Origin of the sequence: Palleronia sp. LCG004, from assembly GCF_032931615.1 — a bacterium.
Lineage (GTDB): Bacteria > Pseudomonadota > Alphaproteobacteria > Rhodobacterales > Rhodobacteraceae > Palleronia.
The window spans coordinates 83,274-108,338 of the sequence record NZ_CP136760.1; the positions used below are offsets into that span (position 1 = coordinate 83,274).

A 25,065-nucleotide genomic window follows, 5' to 3' on the forward strand; every position below is an offset into this window, starting at 1 on the left:
GCAGCAGACCGAACGGTCCTTTGATCGTAGAGCCTGCCTGGATGGCGATGTCGTCGTAGGCCGGCTCCGCGCCGCGCTTGCCGGACGGCGGCATGCCGCGGCACCGATGGATCGAACCAGACCGTCACCGACCCATGCTTGCGCAGCGTCACGTTGTGACTGGACCAGTTCAGGCTACGGTAACAGGGGGGCGAAAGCTTGGACATCCCGTCCGGCAATGTCCCGGCTTTAGAATATCAAGCCCCTTCGATAGCGATCAAAATTCGCCGAGGTCCGAATGCAGGCTTTCGATGGCGCGTTGGCGGTCCTGAGCGGCCTGGCCGAGGTGGGCGGAGAGGAGGCCGCAGAGAAGGTGGACGATGCTGTTGGCGGCGGCGTCGCTGTCGAAGAGCGAGGAGCTGCGGCCGTCGGCGGAGAGGACGAGATGGGCATTGGCAGCCGATTTCTGTGCCGTAGGATCGGCGATGAGGATGACGCGGGCGCCATTCTTGCGCATCTCCCCCAGCAGGCGTGAGAAGATCGGCAGGCGCCGCCGGAGACCGACGGCGAGAACGACGTCCCCCTTGCCGATGCCGACGATCTGCTCGGAGAGCGTGTTGTCGGCCCGGCCGATGACCGTGACCCGGTCCCGCAATTGACCCAAGAGCCAGGCGGCATAGCTGGCGACCATGGCGCTGGTGCGAAAGCCGAGGCAGAACACGCGCTCGGCCTCCTTCAGCATCTCCAGCGCGGCCAGAAGATCGCTCTCGGACAGGCGCTGGAAGGTGTGGTCGATATTGGCCTTCTCGACCTCGACATGCTGCCGGAGGGACTCGCCGATGCTGCGGCCCGTCGCCTCGCGGGTCTGCATGTAGAAGGGCGAACCCCACCGTTGCGCCGCGCGGGCATCACGGCGGGCGGCGGCGTAATTCTCGTAGCCGATGCGTTTGAAGAAGCGGCTCGCCGTCGCGGGCGAGACCTCCGCAAGCCGGGCGAGCTCCGCCGCGGAATAGCTCGCCAGCTCCCCCGGGAAGCTCAGGATCGTGTCCGCGAGGCGCTGCTCGTTCAGGGGCAGCGTCGCATAGCTGGACCGAATGCGTCGTTCGAGCGAGCTGGCGGGCAGGTCATTCAAGCGCGGTCGATCCCTTCGTTCGGCACCCAGGTGATGGAGATCGGAAGATCCGGGAAACCGCTGTCCAGAATCTCGTATGCGGCATCCTTGGGTATGTTCTGGTCCCGGCCCTGAATGGGCACAATATCCTGAGGACAGGCGGAGAAGGCAACGACGCAATCCATTTCGGCCCGCAGGATGATATGATCATCGGGGCTTGTCACGGTTGGCTGGGTCTTGAGTTCCCGGCCATCGGGCTGCACGGCGATATTCATGAAGATGTTGAACGACGCCAGAATGGGATGCGGCGCTTTCAGGCCGAGTTCCTCGAGAGCCTCATACATGTTGTCGAGGCAGTTGCGGTGATACTCCTTCACGTTGAGCCGCTCGTAGCGATGGGCATCGCAGGCGGCCATGAAGGTGTCGTGCACGCCGGGGGAGGTGTCTTCGACGATCGTCAGGATGGGGTTGCGGCGGTTGGTAACGAAGGTGTCGCCGACGAGCGGATTGAGCCGCTGGTTCCACACCCGGCTCGCCTCCATGGACATATGCTCCTCGAGATCGGCCGCGTTCCACGCCCAGCAGTCGACCACCTGGGTGCCATGGATGTTGATCAGCTTGACGGCTTGGCCGCGGGTAAGGCGAAGGGCCTTGCCGTGGCGGGCGGGCACGATGGTGCGGGTCATGGGGTATCCTCTTCGGGGGGGAGATGGGAGGGGTCGAACGGCAGGCCGCGGTTCATGATGTGGCGCAGGAAGCGGCGGGAGCGCTCTTCCCGCGGGGAGCGGATGAACTCGAGCGGCGGCCCTTCCTCGACCACCACGCCGCCGTCCATCAGGACGAGCCGGTCGGCGACCTCGGCGGCGAAGCCGATCTCGTGCGTGACGACCACCATCGTGGTCTCGCCCGCAGCCAGCTCCTTCATCACCGCCAGCACTTCGCCGACGAGTTCGGGGTCGAGCGCGCTGGTGGGCTCGTCGAAGAGGATGACCTCTGGCTGCATGGCCAGCGCGCGGGCAATCGCGACGCGCTGCTGTTGGCCGCCAGAGAGCTGGCCGGGGTAATAATCGCGCCGGGCAGCGAGGCCGACGCGGGCAAGGAGGGTTTCGGCAAGCTCGGTGGCCTCCGCGCGCGGCCGCCCCTGCACGATGAGAGGGCCTTCCATCACGTTCTGTAGCGCTGTGCGGTGGGGCCAGAGATTGAAAGCCTGAAAGACCATGCCCATGCGCTGGCGCTGCTTCTGTAGCACCGAATGCGGCAGCGCACAGATCCGCCCGCCGCGGTCTTCCGCCTCGCCGATCAGCTCGCCATCGAGAAAGATCCGCCCGCTGCTGGGCGGCGACAGCCAGTTCAGGCAGCGCAGGAAGGTCGACTTGCCCGAGCCCGAGGGCCCGATGATGCAGACGACTTCGCCCGGCATGACGGTCAGGTCGACGCCCCGCAGAACCTCGGTATCGCCGAAGGCCTTGGTCAGGGACTCGACGCGAAGGGCCGGCCTGGTCATTGCGCAGTTCCTTTCGTGAGCATGGGGCGCGGCCGACGGAAGCGGGTCGCCCGGCTTTCAAGCCGGCGCCCGAGGGCTTCCAGCACTGCCGACCACAGCCAGTAGGCGAGGGCGGCGAGCAGGTAGATCTCGAAGGGCGCGTAGGTGCGGGCGACGGCCTGCTTGGTCTGGAAGGTCAGCTCGGGGACAGAGATCACCGACAGAAGCGCGGTTTCCTTGAAGAGCCCGATCATCAGGCCGACGAGGGCGGGCAGCACGACGGGCCAGGCCTGCGGCAAGAGAATGCGCAAGAGCCGCTGCCGCCACCCCATGCCGATGCAGAGCGCCGCCTCGATCTGGCCCGCCTCGATCGACGCGATGGCACCGCGGATCGCCGTGGCCACATAGGCCGTGAAGTAGAGCGACAGTGCCGTGGCACCCGACAGCGCGGGCGATAGCAGGAGCCCCACCGCCGGCAGGACGTAGAAGGAGATCAGGATGAGGATCAGGGGCGGCGTACCCCGCATCGCGGCGATATAGGCGCGCGCGAGCCCCGAGACGAACCGGTTCCTCGAGGAGAGGGGGATGGTGAGGAGCGCGCCGAGCACGAGACAGGCAGCGGCGATGGCGAGGCCGATCTTCAAGGTGAACAGGGCGCCGGTCAGCAGGACCGGGATCGCGTAGGCGAAGAGCTCGAGATCGAGGGTCATGATCTGCCTCCCGCCGGGGCGAGGCGCCGGTCGAGCCGCGCGGCCAGATCGGTCAGCGCGAGGTTGAGGAGGATGTAGGCGAGGGCCACGGCCAGCAGAACTTCGGTCGGCTCGAAGGTGCGGGCGACAACGATCTGGCCTGCGAAGGTCAGCTCGGTCACGGCCACGACCGAGGCGAGCGGAGTTGTCTTGACCAGCAACGTCAGCTCGTTGACCAGCGAGGGCAGGCTGACGCGAACCGCCTGGGGCAGAAGAACCCGGGTCCAGATCCGCCATCTGGGAAAGCCGAGCGCCTCCGCCGCTTCCGCCTGACCGGAAGGGAGCGAGCCGAGCCCGCCGCGCAGGATCTCGGCGACATAGGCACCGGAATTGAGGCCCAGTGTCACGGCAGCGGCGGTGAAGGGGGGCACTTTGATGCCCGCCAGCGGCAGAGTGAAAAAGACGAGAAAGAGTTGCACGAGCGCGGGCGTGCCGCGCAGGAAGCTGACGAGGATCGCCGCCGCACGCCGCGGCAGGGCGGCGGGCGAGAGCAGGCAGACGACGAGCGCTGTGCCGAAGAGCCAGCTCAGGACCATGGCGCACCCGCTCAGCATGACGGTCATGTACAGCCCGTGCGCGAGCTCGGGCAACGCCGCCTGCAGGTTCGCCAGGTCGAGCATGATCAGAGCTGGTTCCTGATCTTCACTTCGACCGGCCCGCGCGACTGCGCGATGGGCAGGTCAGAGGCGCAGGCCCCGACGAACAGCGTGCAATCGATCACGACGCGGCAGACGACCGAGGTTCCGGCCGGATGCGACAGGTCGCGTGGCGTAATCGTGCCTGAGGTGTCGATCTCCACGTCGAGGAAGAGATTGATCGGGTCGGGAAACTTGACCGGAGAGAGCCCGGCCGCCGCCACCGCCGCCCGGAACGCTTCGCGGGAACCGGTCTCGTCTTGGAACCCGGCTTCCACGAGGCTGGTGCCGGTCGAGCCGGGCATGAGGAGATCATGCTTTCCGCAGCTGTCCTTTCCCAGAACCATGAGCGGGCGACGCCGGTTGGTGACCATGCGCATGCCCTGGTTGAGGCGGTAGGAATTGGAGAAGACGCGCGTGTGATGCGCCGACAGGAATTCCCCCGTGGAAGCGTCGGTATAGGCGTGCAGCTGCACCGGCTGGCCGCCTTGCAGATCGGTGATCGTCATCAGCTGTCCGCATTTGACCGGGATCGCCGTAACACTGCCGTGCTCTACGACAAGCGTCGCTTCGGGCGGCAGCTCGCTGCTCGCCGGCTCGATCATCATCAATGGCATTGCAGCATCTCCAGGGTCGCGTCGGTAGGGGCCTCGTCGGTGACGGCGTAGAGCATGTCGGTCACCACCAGCCCGTTGCCGGGAATAATGTCCTGCGGGCAGGGCGAGAGCGCGCAGGCCACGTCCATCAGCGCCTTCAGAACGAGGTAATCGCCGGCCCGGCTGACGGGATCGGTCACGCCCATGCGGCCATCGGGCGAGACGGGGCCGTTCTGGAAGAAGTTGAAGGGCTCGGGCACCTGCAGGATGTCGATGCCGTATTTCGCTAGCGGCTCGTAGAGGTTCTCGAGACAGTTGCGATGCCCCGGCACGCCGAAATCGACGGCGTAACGGGTGGGATCGCAGGCGGGCACGTTGGCGTCGTGGATGCCGACCGTGTCCTTGACGACCTGAAACATCGGTCGCCCCTCGGAGGAAACGAGGTAGTCGCCAAGCCCGAGGTAGATCGACCGGTTGTGCCGGCGGGTGTGGACGGGGGAGAGGATTTCCTCGTGATCGGCGAGCGAGAGGGCGACGAAATCGCCCGCCTGCTGGCCTTCGAGATCGACGATGGTAACGTGTTGCCCGGCCTTCGCTTCGAAGCCCCGGCCGAAACCACCCGGAACCACGGTGCCCTTCGGACTGACGGACGTCTGTTGATTGCACATGGGTTTTTTCAGGCCTGCATGCGCAGGCCTGCCTTTTCGCGTTGGAATTATTCGGCGGCCGGGATGAAATCGGTTTCCGGAAGCTCGAAGGTCAGTCCGAGGAACTCCTCCTGGAGCGCGGCCATGGTCCCGTCTTCCTTCAGCCCGGCGAGGCCGGCGTTGATCGCCTCGAGCAGGGCGGTGTCGTCCTGACGTACGCCCCAGGCGATGTAATCGGTGGCTCCGAGCGAGCCGGCGACCTCGAAGAGGTCCGGGCGCCCGGCCATCACGGCAGTCAGGACGCTCATGTCATCGACGAGGAAGTCGGCACGGCCCGTGGCGAGCGCCGTCACGGTCTGTTCCGTGGTCTCGACGCTGAGTGTCTTGATGGTTCCCGTCCCGTCCTCGTCCAGTGCCGCGCTGGCTTCTTGAACGACGCGCTCGGGAGTGCTGGATTGCTTCACCGCGGCAGTAAGACCAACGAGCGAGGCAGGGTCGTCGCCGTTGACCCGCTCATCGCCGACCCGGCGGAGCACTCCGTTGACTGTCTGGCTGACAGGCATGGTGTAGGAGATACGCTCGGCGCGTTCGGCCGTCACGTTGAGGGCGGTGGCGGTGAAATCGAACGAGCCGGCAATCAGACCCGGAATGATGCCGCTGAACGCCATGACGCGGTATTCGACGTCTACGCCCATATCCTCGGCGATCGCCTCGAGTAGCGACGGATCATAGCCTGTGATCGCGCCATCGTCGGTGGTGAACTCGTACGGCGCGAAGGTCGGGTCCAGCCCGACGACAATGGTGCCGCGTTCCATGATGTCATCGAGCGTATCGGCGACCGCAGCGCTGCCGATGGCGGTTGCGAGAACCGCGGATGCGCCGAGAACAAGGCGGCGCATGGGGGATGCCTGCTGTGTCACGAGATGGTCTCCTGGTCTGTTGCTTGCGGGAAGGGCTTCGACGCTTCCTGAGAAAGTTCTGTTTCTTCGGTTTTGTGTAATGAAATTAGAATTTCATTCGGCGGTTTGAAAAAAGGCGACATCTGCCGCCGTCTGCGAGAAGGTTTATCCACGGGGAGCGGGCTTTCCAGTCAGGCAGGGGGCGGCACCCTTCCGTAGCTGTAGTTTAGGGGGGCGTGACCAAACATTGGCCCCGTTTTGAGACGTCTGCCCAATATCGGGGCACCTGGATGATCGCTGCAAGAGCGAGTCGCTCGTGTTTTCGACCGGTGAGCGCTGCGTGAAACGCGACTTTCCCGTGGTCGAAGGGGGGGACTGTCGGACGCCGCTCTTCACCGACATCTCCGTGAGGATCTCGGCGAGGTCTCCCCCGACGCACGTGCGAGGGGTGGTGTTCGTACCGTCGGCGATCAAGTGAATGCCAACGTCGGTGCGCCAACGCGTGCCGGTCTTTCTCGGCAGGAAGCGGGGGAGGTGCCGGTCGATGTTCTCGACGGTGCCTTTTCAGTGTGGAGACCGAGCGTCGCGGACCCGGCTCCGTGTCCCGGCTTGGCCCGGAAAGGCGACAGGCTGGCGAACCCGGAGCCCTGGTCAAAGGTGATCGTGCGGCACGCAGGCCGGGGTGCATGCCGGGGATGATCGGGGCGACGCCTGAAGGGAAGAAAGAGCTCGTCGGCTTTTATAGCCTGCCCCGGACTTGATCCGGGGTGGGCATGCGGAGGAGCGCTCAGAGCTAGCGCGAGTTGCTGGTCGACATCACGGCGCGTGGCCTCGCGGTACCGCCAGAGGTTGCTGTCGGCGATGGCGCTTTGGGGTTCTGGAAGGCCCTCGGCGAAACCTTCCCGGCCACGCGACACCAGCGTTGTTGGGTCCACAAGACGGCGAAGGGGCTCAGCAACGTCCCAAAGTCGATCCAGCCGGCAGTGAAATCCGATCTCCGTGACATCTGGCAGGCATAGGCCCGCGCCGCGGCCGGGTCTGCGATGGACGTCTCCGCCGGCAAGTACGGAGCGAAGTACGAGACGGCCGTCACGTGCCTGACAGAGAATCGCGAGGCCTTGCTGGCCTTCTACGATTACCCCGCGGAGCATTGAGACCATCTGCGAACCGCCAACCCGATCGAGAGTGTCTTCGCCACGGTCAGACATCGGACCGTTCGAACCAAGGGGGCGCTATCGCACAAGACGGCTCGGCTGATGGTATAAAAGCTCATCCAGGCCGCATCAAAAGGTTGGCGACGTTTGAAGGGTGCCAACCAGTTGCCAAAGGTGATCGAGGGCGTCAAATTCACCAACTGCGTCGCCGAGACCGACGCCACCGACCGCGCCGCATGATCAGGCCGTGTCACCCAAATTCTGCCATAGCTTTCTTTTTGCCTCGAGGTTAGCGAAAAGGCGTCTACGAAACATGGGGCTGTTCAGGTCACGGATATCGTGGAGCTCTACCTCGATCCTCTAAAGCAGGATCGGTCCGATCAGTCCCGCGCATGGTCCTTGGTGAGCAGATCGCGGGCGCACCGAGCCCGACCTCGCCGGGTGCGGCGTCTCCGCCGAACGCCAACTACCCCTCGGACATGTCCTCGGTGCCTTGCGTGAACTCTGGCAGGTCGAAGGCGCGAACCTCGGGGTGATGCGTCGCTGCGCGAACCTCGACGAGGCAACTGTGCGCCGTGCAGCCTTGGCTCAGCTCCGAGGCGGGCACGTCGGCGGTGAGCACATTCGGATTGCCATGGCGCTCGACACCGGTTTCGGGGTCGGGATCGAACCAGGCACCGGTCGACAGGCGCACGCAGCGCAGGGTCATCTCGGGGTCGATGCAAAGCCCGGCCAGACACCGACCGCGCCCGTTGTAAATCTCGATGATCTGCCCGTGCGAGAGGCCGCGCCGCGCCGCCTCTTCAGGATGCATCGCAGCCGCCTCGCGACCCTTGATCTTGCCGGCCCCGCTATGCTGCGAGGCATCGAGCTGGCTGTGTAGGCGCCGCTCTGGCTGGTCCGATATCAGGTGGAGGAGCGTCTGCCGGCCCGCGCTGCCCAGCCATTCCTCCGGGGCGAGCCAGGTCGCGTGGCCGTGACAGTCGGGAAGGTCCATCATCTGGATCGTTTCGGAGAAGATCTCGATGCGGCCCGAGGGCGTCGAGAGCGGATGGGCCTCTGGATTGGCGCGGAACTCCGAGAGCATGATCCGCGTCTGCGGATCGCGGTCGGATAGGTCGATCATCCCGCGTGCGACGAAGGCGTCGTACTCGGGCAACTCGACGCCCTCCGCGTCCCAGCGAATGCGCAGCTCGTCATAGAGATGGCGCACCCAGTCCTCGGCGCTGCGGCCTTCGGTGAAAGGCTCGCCTAGCCCCATGTGTGCCGCGATCCCGGCGAAGATGTCGTAGTCGCTTCTGGCCTCGGCTTCCGGCGGACAGGCGGCGCGGGTCGCGAGCAGCAGGCCCTCGAGCGTGGCATAGCCAATGTCGTCCTTCTCGTGGCTCATCGAGGCGGGGAGGACGATGTCGGCCCGGCGCGCGGTGGCCGTCCAGGCCTGCTCGTGCACGATGATCGTCTCGGGCTTCTGCCAGGCGCGTTCCAGCCGGGTAAGATCCTGGTGGTGGTGAAAGGGGTTGCCCCCGGCCCAGTAGATCAGGCGGATGTCGGGATAGCTGTAGGTGCCCCCGTTGTAGCGGAAAGCTGCGCCGGGGCTGAGAAGCATGTCCGACAGCCGCGCGACCGGAATGAAGGCTTTCACCGGGTTGCGCCCCTGCGGAAAGCTTGGCCCCTTGAGGGCCGCGTGGGGGCTGCCCAGCATGTTCTCGGCGCCGTAGCCTACACCGAAGCCGCCGCCGGGCATGCCAATCTGGCCAAGCATGGCGGCAAGCGTCACGACCATCCAGAACGGCTGCTCGCCGTGCTGAGCCCGTTGCAACGCCCAGGCGATGTTGATCATCACGCGCTTGCCTATCATCCTTGACGCGAGTGCGCGGATCCGCTCGGCGGGCACGTCGCAGAGCGGTGCGGCCCAAGTGGCATCCTTGGGCGTGCCATCAATCGCGCCGGTCAGGTAGGCTTCGAAGGTTTCCCAGCCGGTGCAGTAGCGGGAGAGAAACTCCAGATCATGCGCCCGCTGGCGATGCAGCTCGTGTGCCAGGGCGAGCATGAAGGCGGTGTCGCCGCCGGGCCGGACGGGAACCCAGTCGACCGGGGCACCGGTCTCGAGGTTGGTCGAGATCGGCGAGACGTTGACGAACTCGACGCCGGCGGCGGCCATCTGGCGTAGCCCCTCGCGCACCCGGTGCCGTCCGACCCCCGCCTGGGAAATCTGCGCGTTCTTTGCGGGCACGCCACCGAAAGTGAGAAAGAGGTCGCAATTCTGTTCCAGATCGTCCCAGCTGTTGTGATTCTCCATCAGCCAGTTCATCGGGGCCACGATATGCGGCAGTATCACCCGCGCTGCCGCGAGGGAGTAGCTGTCGCGATGAGCGACATAGCCGCCGATCACGTTTAGAAAGCGGTGGACCTGGCTCTGGGCGTGGTGGAAGCGCCCGGCCGAGGCCCAGCCATAGGAACCACCGAAAATGGCCTCGTTGCCATGCTCCCCGCGTACCCTGTCCAGCTCGTCGCCGACGAGCCGGAAAGCCGTCTGCCAGTCTACCTCGACAAAGGGCTCCCGGCCACGCAACTCCGGGTGTGCGCCTGCGCCCTTCTCCAGCCAGCTCTTGCGCACCGCGGGCCGGCGGACGCGGGTGGCGGAGACCTGGGGCGAGAGCTGGTGTAGGCCGATCGGGCTCGGATCTGGATCACCGGTCAACGGCTTGAGGCGAGGTCCACGGGCCTTTTCGTGGATTTCGTAGGTGCCCCAGTGAGACATGGTGTAGCGCATCGGAGACTCCGGTCAGTAGCCGCGTTCGGGATCGACGCGGTTGATCATGTCCTGGCCGCCTGACAGCCAGCGATCGAGATTGGTCATGAGCTGCTGGGAGAACAGCACCTGGTCATTGCCTCCAACCCACGAGATGTGAGGGGTGATGGTCACCCGCGGATGAGCGTAGAGTGGATGGCTGTCGGGCAGCGGCTCTGGGTCCGTGACGTCGAGCGTGGCAGCGCCGACCCGGCCAGAGGCGAGAGCCTCGAGCAAGTCGTCCTGATCGACAATCGCGCCCCGCGCAACGTTGATGAGGTGCAGGCCTGGCTTGGCGACGGCAAAGACGTCCTTGCCGATCATGCCCCGGGTCGCCGGCGTCGCCGGGACGGCGATCACCAGATGATCTGCCTCGGCGGCGACCGAGGCTGGATCGCGGCGGATTTCGATGCCGTCCGGCTCCGAAGTCCAGGGGCCGCGCCGGGTGGCGACGATCGCGAGGTTGAAGGCGCGGGCGCGCAGCGCGACGGCCTGGCCGATCGCGCCGAAACCGACAAGCCCCACCGTCTGACCTGCCAGCGCCGGCAGGCCGTCACTGTTGCCAGCCTTGCTCCAGTCCCCGTTGCGCACGGCGTGGGAGGCGAGGGGTTTGCGATGCTGAAGGATTGCGGCGAGCACGTATTCGGCGATCGCCTGGGCGGTCAGGCCGCGCCCGCAGGTGACGGTGCGGCCGCTGAGCAGTTCCTGCGGATAAGCTTCGATGCCCGCCGACAGGCTCTGGACCCAGCGCAGACTCGCCGGCAGATCCAGAGGCGTCGGGGCACCCTTCCAGAACCGCGGCGCGGTGACCAGCGCTTCGGTGCCCTCTGGCAACTGCCAGGCCGGGTCCTCCGCGTTGGGCGTGATCACCTCTGGCGCGGCGGGGTGCGCGGCGAGCTGCGCGCCCACCTCCGGCCCCAGATGATTGACGATGCGCAGGCTCATTGCGGAAAGGTGTATGGCACGGAGTCGGTGAGGTTCAGCCACACGGTCTTGGTTTGCAGGTAGGCGTCGATCATCGCGGAACCGCCCTCGCGCCCGATGCCGGACTCCTTGAAGCCGCCGAAGGGTGCCGTCTGCGAGACGCCCTTGTAAGAATTGATCCAGACCGTGCCCGCCTTGGTTTCGCGGGACAGCACCATGGCGCGGCGCAGGTCACGGGTCCAGATGCCGGCTCCGAGCCCGAATGGCGTGTCGTTGGCGATCCTCAGGGCCTCTTCTTCGGTGTCGAAGGGGATCACCGATAGCACTGGACCGAAGACCTCTTCCTGGGCAATGCGCATGTCGCTGCGCACATCGGTGAAGATCGTGGGGGCGACGAAAAGTGCGGGCCCGCCGGAGGGGTCGGGCACCGGACCGCCCCCGCAAAGCAATGTCGCGCCATCCTCCTTGGCCCACGCGATGCATTGCTGGATGCGCTCGAACTGCGGACGCGTGGCGATCGGACCGATATCGGTCTCGGAGGACATCGGATCGCCAAGACGGATTTTGCCGGCCAGCTCGGCCATGCGAGGCAGCATCTTGTCGAGCAACGGGCGCTGGATCAGCGCGCGCGAGCCAGCCACGCAGCTCTGTCCGCCCGAGGCGAAGATGCCCGACACGATCCCCTTGACCGCCATGTCGATGTCGGCGTCTTCGAAGACGATGTTGGGTGATTTGCCGCCAAGTTCCAGCGTAACCGGAACCAGCCTGTCCGATGCGGCACGATAGACTGCCCGCCCGCCCGTTCCGCCGCCGGTGAAGGCAACCTTGGCAATGTCGGGGTGGGCGGTAAGTGCGCTGCCCACCTCATGTCCGAGGCCGGTGACCACGTTGATCACCCCCGGCGGGAACCCAGCCTCGCTGGCCAGTTCGGCATAGCGCAGGGCCGAAACCGAGGTGTATTCAGACGGTTTGATCACTGCCACGTTGCCGGCCGCCAGCGCCGGCGCGAGCTTCCAGGTCAGCAGCATCAGCGGCGAGTTCCAAGGCGTGATCATCGCGATGATGCCAAGCGGCTCCTTCAGCGTGTGCGCCATGAAGCCGGGCTTGTCAGTGGCCAGCGTCGCACCTGCGATCTTGTCGGCGAGACCGGCGTAGTAGATCAGCCAGTCGCCGATCTTCTTGACCTGTGGCAGCATCTCCGAGATCGGCTTGCCGTTGTCGGTAACCTCGATCCGGGCAAGCTCTTCGGCGTTCTCCACGACGAGCTCGGCAAAGCGCCGGAGCAGGGCACCACGTTGTGGCGCTGTCAGTCGTGACCAAGTGCCTGTGGTGAAGGCAGCCTTAGCCGCGGCGACAGCCCGGTCGACATCCTCGGGGCCCGAGCGTGCGATCCGTGCCCAGACCTTGGTCGTATAGGGGTTTTCGGTGTCCGTGTATTGCCCGGTGATCGGCGCAACCCGGGTGCCGTCGATGAAATTGGTATGGTGTTGCATCAATCTTCCTCAGCCACGGGCTTTCAACGAGCGGCGTTCGATGGTGGTGATAAGCCGGACCAGCGGCCAGAGCAGCATGAGATACATCAGCGCGGCCATGATCAGCGGTGTCGTGTTGAACATGTTGCCCTGCGCCACCCGGGCCATACGCAGCAGTTCGGGCATGGTCACCACCGAGGCGATGGAAGTCAGCTTGATCGACTCGAGGACGTTCGACATCAGGTCGGGCAGCACGTTGCGGACCGCTTGCGGCAGTACCACCCAGCGCATGGTTTGCGCGGTGCCGAGCCCGGTGGCGCGTGCCGCCTCGACTTGCCCGCGCGGCACGCTCTCGATGCCGGCGCGGACGACCTCGGCAAAATAAGCCGAGGTATTGAACACTAACGCCAGGACCACCGCCTGCATCGAGGACGTCTCGAAGCCTAGGAACGGCAGGCCGTAGTAGATGAAGATCAGCAGCACCAGCGGCGGGAAGGCGCGAAAGAAGTCGATGTAGGTGATCAGTAGCATGTTGAGCGACCGGATGCGCAGATCCTGCAGGACCGAGATCGCGATGCCGCCGAGAACCCCGAGCGGCACGACGATGAACGACAGGATCAACGTGGTCTTCAGCCCGATCAGCAGCTGAGGCAACGCGGCCTTGGCGATTTCGACGTTGAGGAACTGGAACAGGAAGGTTTCCATCAGGCTTTCCTCAGTGAGACCAGCGCAGGCGGCGTTCGAGCCGGCGGCTGAAAATGACGAGGGGGAATAGGATCAGCAGGTAGCCGATCGCGGCGGCAAAGAGCGGCGATGCGTTGGACGAATAGCCGAGCGCTGCCGTCGCTTCTGCCAGAAGGTCAGGCACTGCTACGACCGAGGCCAGCGAGGTGTTCTTCACCGTGGCGATGGTGCGCGAGGTGAGCGGCGCGATGACAAGGCGTATGGCCTGCGGCAGCACCACGTAGATCAGCACTTGCCAGCGCGTCAGGCCGGAGGCTCGCGCGGCCTCGCTCTGACCCTTGGGCAGCGCGTTGATCCCGGCGAAGACAAGCTCCTCGGTGAAGGCCGAAAGCACCATGGCAAGCACTATCCACGCAGTGCCGAAGCCGCTGGGTCTCAGCCCCAGATAGGGCAGGCCGAAGAAGCCTACGACGATCAGCATCAGTGGCGGCAGCGCGCGCAGGATATCGGCGTACAGCACGATGAAGAGGTTGATGACCCGGTTCTCGAGGGTGCGCAGCAGTGCAAGGCCGATCCCGATGGCAAATCCAGTGGTCACCACGAGCACTGAAAGCTCGACCGTGACGACGAGGCCTTTCCACAGGTCCGGAAGATAGGTCAGGATGACATTCAGGTTGAAGAACGCCTGAAGCAGATCGTTCATGGGAGCTCCGGGTCGTCAGGGACGGTAAGGTTGCAAGGGAAACTTCGGCGGCCGGTAGGGAGAGGTTGCCGAGACATGGCCCAGCCGCCGATGGGACTGCCGGTCTTGCCGGCGCGCCCTTACTTGCAGGTCGTCTCGTGTTTGGTGGCGTCGTGACCGGTCAGGCCTTCGGGGCCATAGCCTGCAACCGGCGTGCCGGTGATGCTGTTCTCGATCGCGGTGATGCCGGTCCATTTCTCGAAGATCGCGGCAATCTCGCCTTTGATCTTGAGGCATTCGAGCGCGGCGTCGACGCGGTTGCGCAGTTCTGCATCATCCTTGTTGAACGCATAGCCGAAATATTGCTGCTCATCGACGTAGAAGCTCGAGGGCTTGAAGATCGGCTGTTCCTTCGAAAGTTGACCGGCCGAGGCGCTGTACATCAATGCGGCATCCGCCTGCCCAGTGGCCACGGCCTGGGCCGAGTCAGAATGCTTGTCGAAGCGTGCGACGGTAATGTCATACTGCTCGGCCTGACCGGAAATCCAGCGATCGAAGAGGTTGCCCTTGTTGGTTGCCACGGTCGTGCCGCGCAGGTCCTCCAGCGAGGTGACATCGTCGTTGCCTGCATTCAGCAGCAGGCCGAAGGTCGCGTCGCCGTAGCCCTCCGCGAAGAGGATACTCTGCGCGCGCTCCTCGGTGATCGTCGCGGGTGCCAGGATCATGTCGAACTTGCCGGCCATCAGCCCGGGGATCGTCGCCGACCAGGGTTGGTCGATGACCCTGATCTCCTCACCGAGTTCTTCGGACAGCGCCTTTGCGATGTCGATGTCGATGCCTTCGAAGGTGCCGTCCGGCGCAACCATCGCGAAAGGCGCATAGCCGACATCGGCAGCCGCGACAATCTCGGCCTGGGACGTGCCGGCAGTCAGCGCGGCGGCACCTAGGGCGCAAATGGTGAGGCGGAGAGGGAAGAGAGTGTTCATCTGGAAGTCTCCTGTTGGGATATACGCCCGAGCAACTCAGGTCTTGTTAATCCGCGCGTTCTGCCTGTTACAACGCATATCCGTCGATTGGAACGCTGGCAGCATTCAGGTCAAGCTGACTTCCTATTATTTCCGTCGAAAACTCCCCTCCGATCCCCTCTCTGCCCGCAAATTAATCACTCAACCGTAGAACCGTGCACCTAAGCGCGCCGAGAGGTCGGCTGCGGTTCGCAACATCTTCGGCTTGAGCTCATCGAGATAGCTCTCGCTGAGGCGTGACTGTGGCCCGGAGATCGTTAGCGCCCCGACAAGCCCTTGCGCGGCGGAGAACACCGGCGCGGCAAGGCCGTTGATTTCAGCATCGCGTTCACCAACCGAGACGATGGGCAGTTGCTCCAGGGTGCGCAGCGGCGCGGTCAGGTTCGGGTCTTGCTTGGGGAAGGTGGTGAGAACCCGGCCCGCCGCTCCGCGATCGAGGCTGACTGTATCGCCCTCGGCCACGTGCTCGCGCAGCAGGTGGTCGCTGTCCTCACGGAACAGGCACATGCGGCGATTGCCCACCCTCTGGAAAAAAGACACGCATTCATTGGCATCGAGCACCAGTTGCTTCATGGCGGGGCGCACATGCGACTCGAGGTTGAAGCCTGAAGTATACGCCTTGCCGAGGCGATAGATCTCGGGGCCGAGGGCATATTTACGGTCTGCGGTGACGGTCACCATCTGCTCTTCCGCAAGTGATACCAGCATGCGAAGCGCGGTGCTTTTCACCATGCCCGTGCGGCGACTGATCTCGGCAAGTGACATTTCGTGAGTGCTTTTGTCGAAGAGCTTGAGTACCTGGAGGGCGCGAATCACGGCCTCCACGGATTTTGTTTTTCGCTCGGTTTGCGGGTCTGTCATTGCTCCTCCAAAGCGCCAACGCGCGTCATAAGTGACGTCTGCCTCGGCCCCTTTTTTAGAACATCATTTCGACAAGTGGAACACCTCAAGGAGCGATCATCTTGTTGATCGCTGCGCGGGAGGAGATTGCAAAAAAAATAGGCGAACATCGGGGAGGGCGGGGAAATCCTGCGACTGCGCTTGACCTACCTAAAAATCGTCGTTCTACCTTACGAACGTAACGTTTCGCACAGCGCAACTTCGGAGGCTCTCTTGTCCGACGCCCAGACGACCCGGCCCATCCTCGAATTGCGAGGGCTGACCAAATCCTTCGGGGACACGGAAATTCTCAAGGCCGTCGATCTCGCTGTGACGCAGGGAGAGATGGTCTTCATCATAGGTCCGTCCGGGTCGGGCAAGTCGACGCTTTTGCGTTGCTGCAATCGGCTCGAAGAGCCAAGCGACGGGCGTATCTACGTGGACGGCAAGGACATCTGCGACCCGAAGAACGATCTTAACAAGCTGCGCCAAAAGATCGGCATGGTGTTCCAGTCATTCAATCTCTACGCGCACATGACGGCGAAGCAGAACGTGATGCTTGCCCTGCGCAAGGTGCAGAAGAAGTCCAAGGACGAAGCCGACCAGATCGCCATCGAGATGCTGACCCGTGTCGGCCTGGGCGATCGCGTCGATCATTTTCCCTCACAGCTTTCCGGCGGGCAGCAGCAGCGCGTCGCCATAGCGCGTACGCTAGCCCTCGGCCCGAAGATCGTGCTCTTCGATGAACCTACATCGGCGCTCGACCCGGAGCTTGTGGGCGGTGTGCTGCAAGTCATGCGGAAGCTGCGCCAGGAAGGCATGACCATGGTCGTGGTCAGCCACGAGATGCGGTTCGCGCGCGATGCGGCGGACCGGGTCGTCTTCATGGCCGACGGCGTGATCCAGGAAATGGGCCCGCCTGAACAGATTTTCGGCGCACCGCAAGTCGTGCGCACTCGTGAATTCCTGTCTTCGCTCGACGGGCACTAAAGACCGGCCAAGAGGAACCAAGATGAGCCAGATCCGCCTTTCCTTCGACATCGGGGGGACCTTCACCGATTTCGTGCTCCAGGATTCCGCACGTGGCCGCACCCGCTTCTGGAAGACTCTTTCCACACCGCACGCGCCGGAAAAGGCCGTGGTGCGCGGGGTCAGGGAGCTGCTGGCAGCCGAAGCGGTCGACCCGGCGGATGTTGGCATGGTGTTGCATGCCACCACCGTGGCCACGAACGCCATTCTCGAGCGCAAGGGCTCGAAGACCGCGATGATCACCACCGAGGGGTTCCGCGACGTGCTGCTGCTTGGCCGGCAGAAGCGCTATTCGACCTACAACATGCACCTTGCCAAGCCAGATCCGTTGATCAGGCGCCGGGACATCTTCGAGCTCTCCGAGCGCGTTTATCTGCGTGGCCACAAGGCCCGCGCCCCGGAACAGGCCGAAATCGACGCTCTGCTGATCAGGATCGCAGAGGCGGGCTACGAGGCCATCGCTGTCTGCTTCCTGCATTCCTACGTCGATCCAACGCATGAGCGCCTGATCCGCGCGCGCGCCGAGGCGCTGGGTCTCGATATCGTACTGTCGCTCAGCTCGGATGTCTCGCCGCGCTATCGCGAATACGAGCGCTCGTCGACGGTCACCGCGAATGCTTATGTGAAGCCGGTCGTGGCGCTTTATGTGGACCGGCTGGAGAAAGCGCTGAAGGCCGAGGGGCTGACCGCCGATCTCTACATCATGCAGTCCAACGGCGGGCTTGTCTCGCCGGAGCTGGCCTCGAACTTTCCGGTGCGCATCGTTGAAAGCGGCCCGGCTGCGGGCGTTCTGATGTGCCGCGCCGTGGGTGCCGAGGAAGGGATCAAGGACCTTCTGACCTTCGATATGGGCGGCACCACAGCCAAGCTCGGCGCGATCGACAACGGCGAGCCTGCGATTCTGCCGACCTTCGAAGTCGATCAGGTCCAGTACACGAAGGGCTCGGGCCTGCCTCTCAACATCTCGGCGATCGAACTGCTCGAAATCGGTGCGGGGGGCGGGTCGATCGCGACGCCGCATCTCGGCGGCATCCGCATCGGCCCGGAAAGTGCAGGCTCAGAGCCAGGTCCGGCCTGCTATGGCAATGGCGGAACCAGGCCCACCGTGACCGACGCCAACCTCGTGTTGGGGTATCTCAACCCCGGCATCTTCAACGGCGGCAACATGAGCCTCGATCTGCAGGCCGCCCGCGAGGCGATCCGGGTGCACCTGGCCGAGCCACTGGGACTGGGCATCGAGGAAGCCGCTTTGGGGATTCACCTCATGGCAACGGCGAACATGGAGCGCGCCCTGCGCATCGTCTCTGTCGAACGCGGACGCGATCCGCGCAACTACACGCTGGTCGGCTTCGGCGGAGCTGGCCCCGTGCATGCGGCGCGCCTGGCGCGGGCCCTGCATGTGCCCAAGTTGATCCTGCCGCGCGGTGCCGGTGTCGGCTCGGCGGTGGGTCTGCTGGCGGCGGATCCGAAGGTCGATTACGCGATGACCTGTCCGGTGCGTCTCGTCGAAGGGGCCGGTGCCACTGTCAAAGCCCTGCGTGACACACTGCGCGGCAAGGCTGACGCCGATCTCGACCGTCTGGTGGCGAACGGTGCGCGCAGGCACCGGCTCATCGCCTCGCTGCGCTATGTCGGTCAGGGCTATGAGATCTCGGTAGAGATGCCCGATCCCGACCTGCCCGAGGCCAAGTTCCTCGATGCCGCGCGGGCGCGGTTCGGCACAGCCTATGCCAAGACCTACGGCTACCATGACCCGGCCCGCCCGATCGAGGCGATCGACTGGAGCTTCGAAGCGGTGATGCCTATCGGTGCCGGCCTCACGGCACCGGATCGTCCGGCCGAGGGCGACAGCCGCATCGGAACCCGCGAGGGCTGGTTCGAAACCGCCGGCCCCGTCGAAACAGCCATCCACGATCGCTACCGGATAGTGCCGGGCACACCCGTCCTCGGACCCTGTGTCATCGAAGAAGCGGAGACCACCATTTTGCTTCTGCCCGGAGACCGCGCCGAGATCAGCGCCTGTGGCAATCTCGTCATCACGATCAACGTCGGAGAGAACGCCACAACGAAAAGCATGGAAGGTGCAGACGCATGACCATCTCGCCAATCACGCAATCGCTGGTCTGGAACACGCTGGTATCCATTGCCGAGGAAATGGGATCGACCCTGCGCCGGACGGCTTTCTCGGAAGCCGTGCGCGAGGCGGACGACTTTTCGACTGGCGTTTTTGATCGACATGGGCGGCTGCTGAGCCAAGGCAATTTCACTCCCGGTCACCTCGGCTCGATGCCTGCCGTGGTCGAGACGGTGTCCTCGATGTATCTCGGGGAGAGTCTCAGGCCCGGAGATGCAATCGTGCTGAACGACAGCGCTCTCGGCTCGGGGCATTTCCCCGATTTCTACATGGTAACCCCGGTCTTCGTCGACGGGGCGTTCTCCGGCTGGGTCGTGAACATCGCCCACCACGTCGATGTCGGCGGGGCCGCTCCCGGCTCGCAGAAGGTGATAGGTGTCACCGAGGCCTATCAAGAGGGCTTGCGCATCCTGCCGGTCAAGCTGGTGCGCGAAGGTGTCTTCGACGTGGAACTGCTGCGGATGATTACCGCCAACGTCCGCATCCCGGCTGCAGTCGAGGGTGATCTCGCGGCACAGCGTAACGCCAACGAGGTCGGCGTGGACCGCTTTGCCGAACTGCTGCGCTCGGTCGGGCGCGAGACCCTGGACGCGGCTGTCGATGCGATCCTCGATGCCTCCGAGGCGCGGATGCGCGAGGCGATTGCGGAGATCCCCGACGGTACCTACTCCTTTGACGACTGGCTCGATGGCATAGAAGAGGGCGAGGCGGGTCTGATCCCGGTGGCGGTGGATGTCACCGTCGCGGGGGACGGCATGGTCATTGACTTCTCGCGCTCCGGCGATCAGGTCGCCGCGGCGATCAACGCCTATTTCAACTATACCCGGGCGCATGGGTTCTTCGCGGTAAAGGTCTTCACCGATCCAGAGCTGCCGCAGAACGAGGGCGGCCTGAGGGCCATCGACGTGCGCGCGCGCGAAGGGTGCTTCTTCAATCCCAGGTTCCCGGCACCCTCCGGTGGCCGCGCGGCGATCCAGATCCGTATCTTCGAGCTGATCAATGGTGCCATGTCCAAGGCACTGCCGGACCGGGTGATGGCCGCCTACTCACATTGGTCGAACCCGATCCTGTCGGGGACCGATGACGACACCGGCGAACGCTTCATCTATTACGACCTGATCTTCGGCGGCTACGGCGCACGTCATGGGGCCGATGGGCTCGAGGGCACGGCACCCGTAATCAATTGCGCCAACATTCCCGTCGAGGTGCACGAAACTTACAACCCTGTCGTCATTCACCGTCTGGCGTTGAAGGCCAACACTGGCGGGGCAGGGCAGTATCGCGGCGGCTGCGGGATCGTGAAGGAGGTCGAGTTGCTGGCCTCCAACGCATCGTTGACCCTTCTGGGTGACCGCCATGTGAAACCGCCACACGGCCTTTTCGGCGGTGAGGCCGGCGCGCTCGCCAGCTCGACCCTGCTGCGCGGCGGTGAGGAGATCGCCCTTATTTCGAAACAGATGGTCGATCTGCAAAGGGGCGACATCCTGCGCTTGCAACTGGCTGGTGCCGGCGGCTTCGGACCAGTTGAAGACCGCGACGCCGCCGCCATTGAAAATGACATTGCCGACGGCTTCGTCACCGAAGCAGGTGCCGCGCGCGGTCAGGCCTGACCCATTCGACTTCCAGAGGACATCGCGATGAACGAACGCATCTCCGAAACGGCCGCGCTTGACGCGGCACATGCGGTGCACCCGCATACCAACCTGCGGCGCCATCTGCAGTCCGGTCCCAACATGATCGTCAAGGGCGATGGCATCGAGGTGATCGACGCCCAGGGGAAGCGCTACATCGAGGGCGCTGCCGGCCTGTGGTGTGCGGCGCTCGGTTTCGGATCGGAACGGCTGGGCGAGGTCGCCAAGCAGGTGATGACCGACATCGGCTATTATCACACGTTCCGTGGGGCCTCGACGCCTTGGGTCTCGGACCTTTCGGCCAAACTTGGTGCGATTGCCCCCAAGGGGCTCGGCAAGGTGCTGCTGCAGACCTCTGGCTCGGAAGCCAACGACACGGCGATGAAGCTGGTCTGGTCGTTCTGGGAAGCCCAGGGCGAGCCGGCGCGGGTCAAGATCATCTCGCGCCACAATAGCTATCACGGCACTGGCGCGCTGACCTCGCAACTGACTGGCAAGGCCAACTTCCACGTTGGCTTCGGCCCCTCCTTTGACCGGTTCCGCTACGTGACCGAGCCATACCACTACCGCAAGGCGCTCCCGGGGGAGACCGAGGCCGAGTTCTCCTCGCGGCTGGCGCAGGAGCTCGACGACATGATCCTCGCCGAAGGCCCCGAGACCGTCGCCGCCTTCTGGGCCGAGCCGGTGATCGGCTCCGGCGGCGTGTTCACCCCACCGGAGGGGTATTTCCCGAAAATCCAGGCGGTGCTTGACAAGTATGGCATTCTCTTCGTCGCCGACGAGGTCATCTGCGGCTTCGGGCGCACCGGCGAGATGTGGGGTAGCCAGACCTACGGAATTCGCCCCGACTTGATCTGCTGCGCCAAGTCGCTCTCGGCGGCGATGCTGCCGCTTTCGGCAGTTCTGATCGGCGAGCGCGTCTTCGAGGCAATGTTGAACCAGTCGGACAAGTACGGCACCTTCACCCACGGCTACACCTATGGCGGCCATCCGGTGAGCTGCGCGGTGGCGGCCGAGGTGCTGACTATCTACGAGGAGATGGACCTTATCGGCCATGTGAAATCGGTCGAGCCGGCCTTTGTGCAGGGCTTCGAGAGCCTGCGCGACCATCCGCTTGTCGGTGACGTCAACGCCGTCGGTCTCATCGGCTGCGCGGAACTTGTTGCCGACAAGCAGATCAAGGCGAAACATGCGACCGAGGTCCAGATTACGGCCCGTTTCGAGGCCGCCGCGCTGGAACGGGGACTGATCACCCGCAACATCGGCAACCGCATCGCGCTCTCGCCGCCGCAGATCATCACAGCCGCCGAGGTCGAGGAAATGTTCTCCCGCTACCGCGATGCGCTCGATGCCGTCGCCAAGGAAATCGCATGACCATGGACAAGCTGAGGAACCGACCCGCCGACATTTCGTCGGAAGAATGGGACATCCGGTGCGATCTGGCGGCCCTTTACCGCTTGGTTGCGCACTTCGGCTGGACCGATCTTATCTACACGCATATCTCCGCCCGTCTGCCGGGCGAGGAGCATCACTTCCTTATCAATGACTACCGGCGCATGTTTCACGAGATGCGCGCCTCGGATCTCGTCAAGATCAACTTGGAGGGCAAGAAACTCGACGCGGAGAGCCGCCCCGAGCAGATGGTCAACCGCGCGGGTTTCGTCATCCATTCGGCGCTCCACACCGCGCGCGAGGAACTGACCTGCATCGTGCATACGCACACCAAGGCCGGCATCGCTGTCGCTTCCCAGCGCGACGGACTTCTTCCGATGAGCCAGCATGCGCTGAAGTTCTACAACCACCTCGCCTACCACACCTACGAGGGCATCGCGCTCGATCTGGACGAACGCGATCGGCTGGTGGCGGATCTTGGGACGTCGCACCGCGCGATGATCCTGCGCAATCATGGACTGCTTGTCGGGGGGCGCACAGTACCCGAGGCCTTCGACCACATCTATTTCCTAGAGCGCGCCTGCGAGGCCCAGATCGCCGCGCAATCCGGGGGTGCCGAGCTTGTCATGTTGCCTGACGAGGAAGTGCGCGCACACACCGCCTCGCAATTTCGGCACGACGAGATCCCCTCCTACGTCGATATGGCCTGGATGGCGGCGCTGAGGCTGATCGACGCCGAAAACTCGGACGTCTGGACCTGATCACCGTCATACCCCTCTAGGACAAGGAAGGGCGCATGCCCCGCCAGCTTTCAAACCTTCTCGCGCCCGGGTTCTGGCGTGGGACCGGCAAGCTTGTGCTTGCACTTGCCTTCGGAACCTTCGGGGGGGCGCTCGCGCATCTCGCAGGCCTGCCACTCGCCTGGCTACTGGGGGCGCTGATTGCGGCCATCCTGCTTGCCTCTGCTGGGCTCGCGTTCGACGTGCGAGGGGCCAGGCGCTATGCGCTCATCGTACTCGGGCTGGGGCTCGGGCAAAGTTTCACTGCGCCGATCCTCGCTTCTCTCGCCGGAATGTTTCCGCTTATCCTGATCTGCGCGGTTCTGACCATCGCAAGCGGTGCGCTCGGGGCCGGCATCTACCGGCGCCAAGCTGGGCTGGACCCGAAGACAGCCTTTTTCTGCGGCGTTCCCGGCGGCGTGGTGCTCATGGCCATCCATGCCGAGCGTGCGGGGCTTCCTGAGCATGAGGTCGCGCTTGCGCAGACCGTGCGCCTGTTGGTGGTTGTGCTGCTCTATCCGCCCCTCATCACACTGCTGGTGCCGCATGAGACCGGGGATATCCTGAGTGTCGGCACCTCGATTTCCAGCTGGAGCTGGGTGCTGCCGCTCTGGTTCCTTGCCGGATGCATGGCGGCGGTGGTCGGGCGGCAGCTCGGCACGCCGAACCCGTGGATGCTGGCACCGACCTTGCTGGCCATCGCGGCCGCGTCACTGGACGTGCTGCCTGCGCAGATACCGCAGCCGATGATCGTCGCGGCGCAGATCGTGCTGGGCCTGTCGTTGGGGGTGCAGGTGACGCCGCAGTTTCTGCGCCAGGCAGGGCCGCTTTTCGTGGCGTCGGTAACGTCCTCACTGCTGATCAGCGCCGTGCTGATCACCCTCGCCTTTGCAGTCTATGCGCTTACAGATCTGCCGCTCGGGGCGCTGCTGCTCGGGATGGCACCGGGCGGCATGCCTGAGATGGCGGTCACCGCCCATGCGCTTGGCGTATCAGTGCCGCTGGTGCTTGGCTTTCATCTGGTCCGGGTCGTCGTGGCAAACTTTCTGATCGAGCCGGTCTGGCGGCTGGCCGATCGCCTCAAGCTATGCTGAGCAGGGTCAGTAACGTGGAGAGGGGCCTGATGGCCTCTCTTCCTCTGCGCCTCCCCGAAAGAGGTGTCATCGGAGGCTGCGGCACCTGCTGACATCCGAACACGTCTGCCTGCATGCCGACCCCGGTGGGGCGGGGTTGGCTGGTAGGCCTCAAAGGCTGTGTCGGAACGTTGTCCAGCCCCGAGTTTCAGCGAGGCGACATCGTTGCCAAGCTCCTGCACCGCGCTCAGCTTTGGAAAGGCTTGTCGGTCAGAGCTCAGCGAACCGTTGGCGTGGTTGATGGCGAAGGTCGCGTCGATACCCATTCAGACGTTGCCCTAGGGGGCTTCGTAGGGCCGGCCCCGGGCAAAACCGGACCGCAACGGAGCGCGGCGCTCGCCCGTCACATTGGTGCCGCCGATGCCCCGCTGCATGGAGAAGACGTTCGGTCTGGAGCCGAGGGCGGGGGGCTGGAGGAATACGATGCCCATGCTGACGCCGGGAGACAGGTTGGCTGGCATCGCCCCCGAGGGACAGGAATTTGCTGAGCCCGAATTTGCACTGAGCGTCGCGTGATCGCCGAGGCCAGGCCTGTCGACCGAGGCTTCGATCTTGAGCGATAGGAACGTCAGGTCGACGTCGGGCTTCCACGCGTCGGCCTCCGCCCCGATCGCGGTTAGCGCCAGCGCGAAAGCGAGGCTGCACAGTAGACCAGCGGGGCTAAACTCAGCGACTTCCGCTCGACCGTGATGGCCGGCGGGGGCGGCACCCGAAAGGTAGCTGCGTTGACCGGGGCGCTGTTCGAGGAAGGCGTGCTCATGGCCGGTATTGGCCTTCTGGCCTTTTCGACCGAGGATATCGATCAGATTGTGGATACTTCCGACAGGGTTCTTCCATCCGCTATGGATTCCTAGGCGGCTATCACGGTTATCAACAGCGCAATCGTCGACTGGCATCAAGTCAGGTTATGGCGGGGCTAATGGACTAGCGAATGCTCAGTCTTTCGGAGGCTGTTCAAAGTGTAGAAAGACGGCATGACCGTCGTGATCTGGGGGTGGCCTGCCCCTTTCGGATGGTCCGGTTTCAATCTTAGTGCATGACGGGTCGCGGCGCGGACTTCTACTTGCTGCTGCTGCGAGCGACTTCCATTGATATTCTGCAACTGCATAGATTGGTTACTGAAAGACCGGGTAGTCCAATTTGCCGACCTTAACTCTCTTTAAATGCTGCGCGATGGACGAATGGCCGGTCTCGTGAAACTGCACCGCAGCGCTGGGTCAGAAAGCGAATTGCGGGTAAGGGCCGAGAAGCTACGAC

General features: G+C 64.2%; 22 protein-coding genes and 1 pseudogene. 7 read left to right on the forward strand and 16 right to left on the reverse strand.

Features of this window, described 5'->3' with window-relative positions:
* Positions 1 to 256 precede the first annotated feature (256 nt).
* Genes RVY76_RS14885 through RVY76_RS14920 form a run of 8 tightly spaced genes read right to left on the reverse strand, consistent with a single transcriptional unit; the run spans position 257 to position 6,099 of the window.
* Positions 257 to 1,111 (reverse strand): MurR/RpiR family transcriptional regulator, encoded by an 855-nt coding sequence (locus RVY76_RS14885; RefSeq protein WP_317377039.1) that lies wholly within the window; start codon positions 1,109 to 1,111, stop codon positions 257 to 259.
* A complete protein-coding gene (locus RVY76_RS14890) occupies positions 1,108 to 1,776 on the reverse strand; it encodes an urea carboxylase-associated family protein (RefSeq protein WP_317377040.1) in 669 nt (222 codons plus the stop codon). The genes RVY76_RS14885 and RVY76_RS14890 overlap by 4 nt, the downstream gene beginning before the upstream one ends.
* Complete coding sequence (locus RVY76_RS14895) at positions 1,773 to 2,594, reverse strand: amino acid ABC transporter ATP-binding protein (protein ID WP_317377041.1); 822 nt, start codon at positions 2,592 to 2,594, stop codon at positions 1,773 to 1,775. Before RVY76_RS14895 ends, RVY76_RS14890 begins: the two co-directional genes overlap by 4 nt.
* Positions 2,591 to 3,283: an amino acid ABC transporter permease gene (locus RVY76_RS14900; RefSeq protein WP_317377042.1), complete on the reverse strand. Its 693-nt coding sequence runs from the start codon at positions 3,281 to 3,283 to the stop codon at positions 2,591 to 2,593. The genes RVY76_RS14895 and RVY76_RS14900 overlap by 4 nt, the downstream gene beginning before the upstream one ends.
* Complete coding sequence (locus RVY76_RS14905; protein WP_317377043.1) at positions 3,280 to 3,942, reverse strand: amino acid ABC transporter permease; 663 nt, start codon at positions 3,940 to 3,942, stop codon at positions 3,280 to 3,282. Before RVY76_RS14905 ends, RVY76_RS14900 begins: the two co-directional genes overlap by 4 nt.
* 2 nt (positions 3,943 to 3,944) lie before the next feature.
* A complete protein-coding gene (locus RVY76_RS14910; RefSeq protein WP_317377044.1) occupies positions 3,945 to 4,574 on the reverse strand; it encodes an urea carboxylase-associated family protein in 630 nt (209 codons plus the stop codon).
* Positions 4,565 to 5,221, reverse strand: a complete 657-nt coding sequence (locus tag RVY76_RS14915; protein ID WP_317377045.1) for an urea carboxylase-associated family protein — start codon at positions 5,219 to 5,221, stop codon at positions 4,565 to 4,567. The genes RVY76_RS14910 and RVY76_RS14915 overlap by 10 nt, the downstream gene beginning before the upstream one ends.
* Positions 5,222 to 5,268: 47 nt before the next feature.
* Positions 5,269 to 6,099: a transporter substrate-binding domain-containing protein gene (locus tag RVY76_RS14920; RefSeq protein WP_317377046.1), complete on the reverse strand. Its 831-nt coding sequence runs from the start codon at positions 6,097 to 6,099 to the stop codon at positions 5,269 to 5,271.
* Between the two features lie 683 nt (positions 6,100 to 6,782).
* Between RVY76_RS14920 and RVY76_RS14925 the strand changes: the two are divergent.
* Positions 6,783 to 7,493 (forward strand): annotated as a pseudogene (locus tag RVY76_RS14925) (transposase); the annotation flags it as partial.
* A gap of 226 nt (positions 7,494 to 7,719) precedes the next feature.
* Here RVY76_RS14925 and RVY76_RS14930 read toward each other — a convergent pair.
* The 7 genes from RVY76_RS14930 to RVY76_RS14960 all read right to left on the reverse strand — a co-directional run bounded on the left by RVY76_RS14930 (position 7,720) and on the right by RVY76_RS14960 (position 15,692).
* Entirely contained in the window at positions 7,720 to 10,026 is a 2,307-nt protein-coding gene (locus tag RVY76_RS14930) for a molybdopterin-dependent oxidoreductase (protein ID WP_317377047.1), read from the reverse strand.
* Between the two features lie 12 nt (positions 10,027 to 10,038).
* The gene (locus tag RVY76_RS14935) at positions 10,039 to 10,989 is read right to left on the reverse strand and encodes an NAD(P)-dependent oxidoreductase (RefSeq protein WP_317377048.1); all 951 of its coding nucleotides are present in this window, start codon (positions 10,987 to 10,989) and stop codon (positions 10,039 to 10,041) included.
* Positions 10,986 to 12,461 (reverse strand): aldehyde dehydrogenase, encoded by a 1,476-nt coding sequence (locus RVY76_RS14940; RefSeq protein ID WP_317377049.1) that lies wholly within the window; start codon positions 12,459 to 12,461, stop codon positions 10,986 to 10,988. The genes RVY76_RS14935 and RVY76_RS14940 overlap by 4 nt, the downstream gene beginning before the upstream one ends.
* Positions 12,462 to 12,470: 9 nt before the next feature.
* Positions 12,471 to 13,145, reverse strand: coding sequence for an amino acid ABC transporter permease (locus RVY76_RS14945; RefSeq protein WP_317377050.1), 675 nt, complete (start codon positions 13,143 to 13,145; stop codon positions 12,471 to 12,473).
* Between the two features lie 10 nt (positions 13,146 to 13,155).
* Entirely contained in the window at positions 13,156 to 13,827 is a 672-nt protein-coding gene (locus tag RVY76_RS14950; RefSeq protein WP_317377051.1) for an amino acid ABC transporter permease, read from the reverse strand.
* Between the two features lie 119 nt (positions 13,828 to 13,946).
* Positions 13,947 to 14,792: a transporter substrate-binding domain-containing protein gene (locus RVY76_RS14955; RefSeq protein ID WP_317377052.1), complete on the reverse strand. Its 846-nt coding sequence runs from the start codon at positions 14,790 to 14,792 to the stop codon at positions 13,947 to 13,949.
* A gap of 180 nt (positions 14,793 to 14,972) precedes the next feature.
* Positions 14,973 to 15,692 carry an IclR family transcriptional regulator gene (locus RVY76_RS14960; RefSeq protein ID WP_317377053.1) on the reverse strand — a complete coding sequence of 240 codons (720 nt, stop codon included), beginning with the start codon at positions 15,690 to 15,692 and terminating at the stop codon, positions 14,973 to 14,975.
* A gap of 252 nt (positions 15,693 to 15,944) precedes the next feature.
* On the opposite strand from RVY76_RS14960, the gene RVY76_RS14965 reads away from it, so the two are divergent.
* The 6 genes from RVY76_RS14965 to RVY76_RS14990 are packed head-to-tail and all read left to right on the forward strand — an operon-like array spanning position 15,945 to position 23,769.
* Positions 15,945 to 16,700 (forward strand): amino acid ABC transporter ATP-binding protein, encoded by a 756-nt coding sequence (locus RVY76_RS14965; protein WP_410796046.1) that lies wholly within the window; start codon positions 15,945 to 15,947, stop codon positions 16,698 to 16,700.
* A 22-nt stretch (positions 16,701 to 16,722) separates the two neighbouring features.
* Entirely contained in the window at positions 16,723 to 18,834 is a 2,112-nt protein-coding gene (locus tag RVY76_RS14970) for a hydantoinase/oxoprolinase family protein (RefSeq protein ID WP_317377054.1), read from the forward strand.
* On the forward strand, positions 18,831 to 20,483 hold the full coding sequence (locus tag RVY76_RS14975) for a hydantoinase B/oxoprolinase family protein (RefSeq protein ID WP_317377055.1): 1,653 nt from the start codon (positions 18,831 to 18,833) through the stop codon (positions 20,481 to 20,483). Before RVY76_RS14970 ends, RVY76_RS14975 begins: the two co-directional genes overlap by 4 nt.
* 27 nt (positions 20,484 to 20,510) lie before the next feature.
* Positions 20,511 to 21,878 (forward strand): aminotransferase, encoded by a 1,368-nt coding sequence (locus RVY76_RS14980; protein ID WP_317377056.1) that lies wholly within the window; start codon positions 20,511 to 20,513, stop codon positions 21,876 to 21,878.
* 2 nt (positions 21,879 to 21,880) lie between these two features.
* The gene (locus RVY76_RS14985; RefSeq protein WP_410796051.1) at positions 21,881 to 22,657 is read left to right on the forward strand and encodes a class II aldolase/adducin family protein; all 777 of its coding nucleotides are present in this window, start codon (positions 21,881 to 21,883) and stop codon (positions 22,655 to 22,657) included.
* Positions 22,658 to 22,692: 35 nt separating this feature from the next.
* Complete coding sequence (locus tag RVY76_RS14990) at positions 22,693 to 23,769, forward strand: AbrB family transcriptional regulator (protein WP_317377059.1); 1,077 nt, start codon at positions 22,693 to 22,695, stop codon at positions 23,767 to 23,769.
* 317 nt (positions 23,770 to 24,086) lie between these two features.
* Here RVY76_RS14990 and RVY76_RS14995 read toward each other — a convergent pair whose 3' ends face one another.
* A complete protein-coding gene (locus tag RVY76_RS14995) occupies positions 24,087 to 24,704 on the reverse strand; it encodes a hypothetical protein (protein ID WP_317377060.1) in 618 nt (205 codons plus the stop codon).
* Between the last annotated feature and the right edge of the window lie 361 nt (positions 24,705 to 25,065).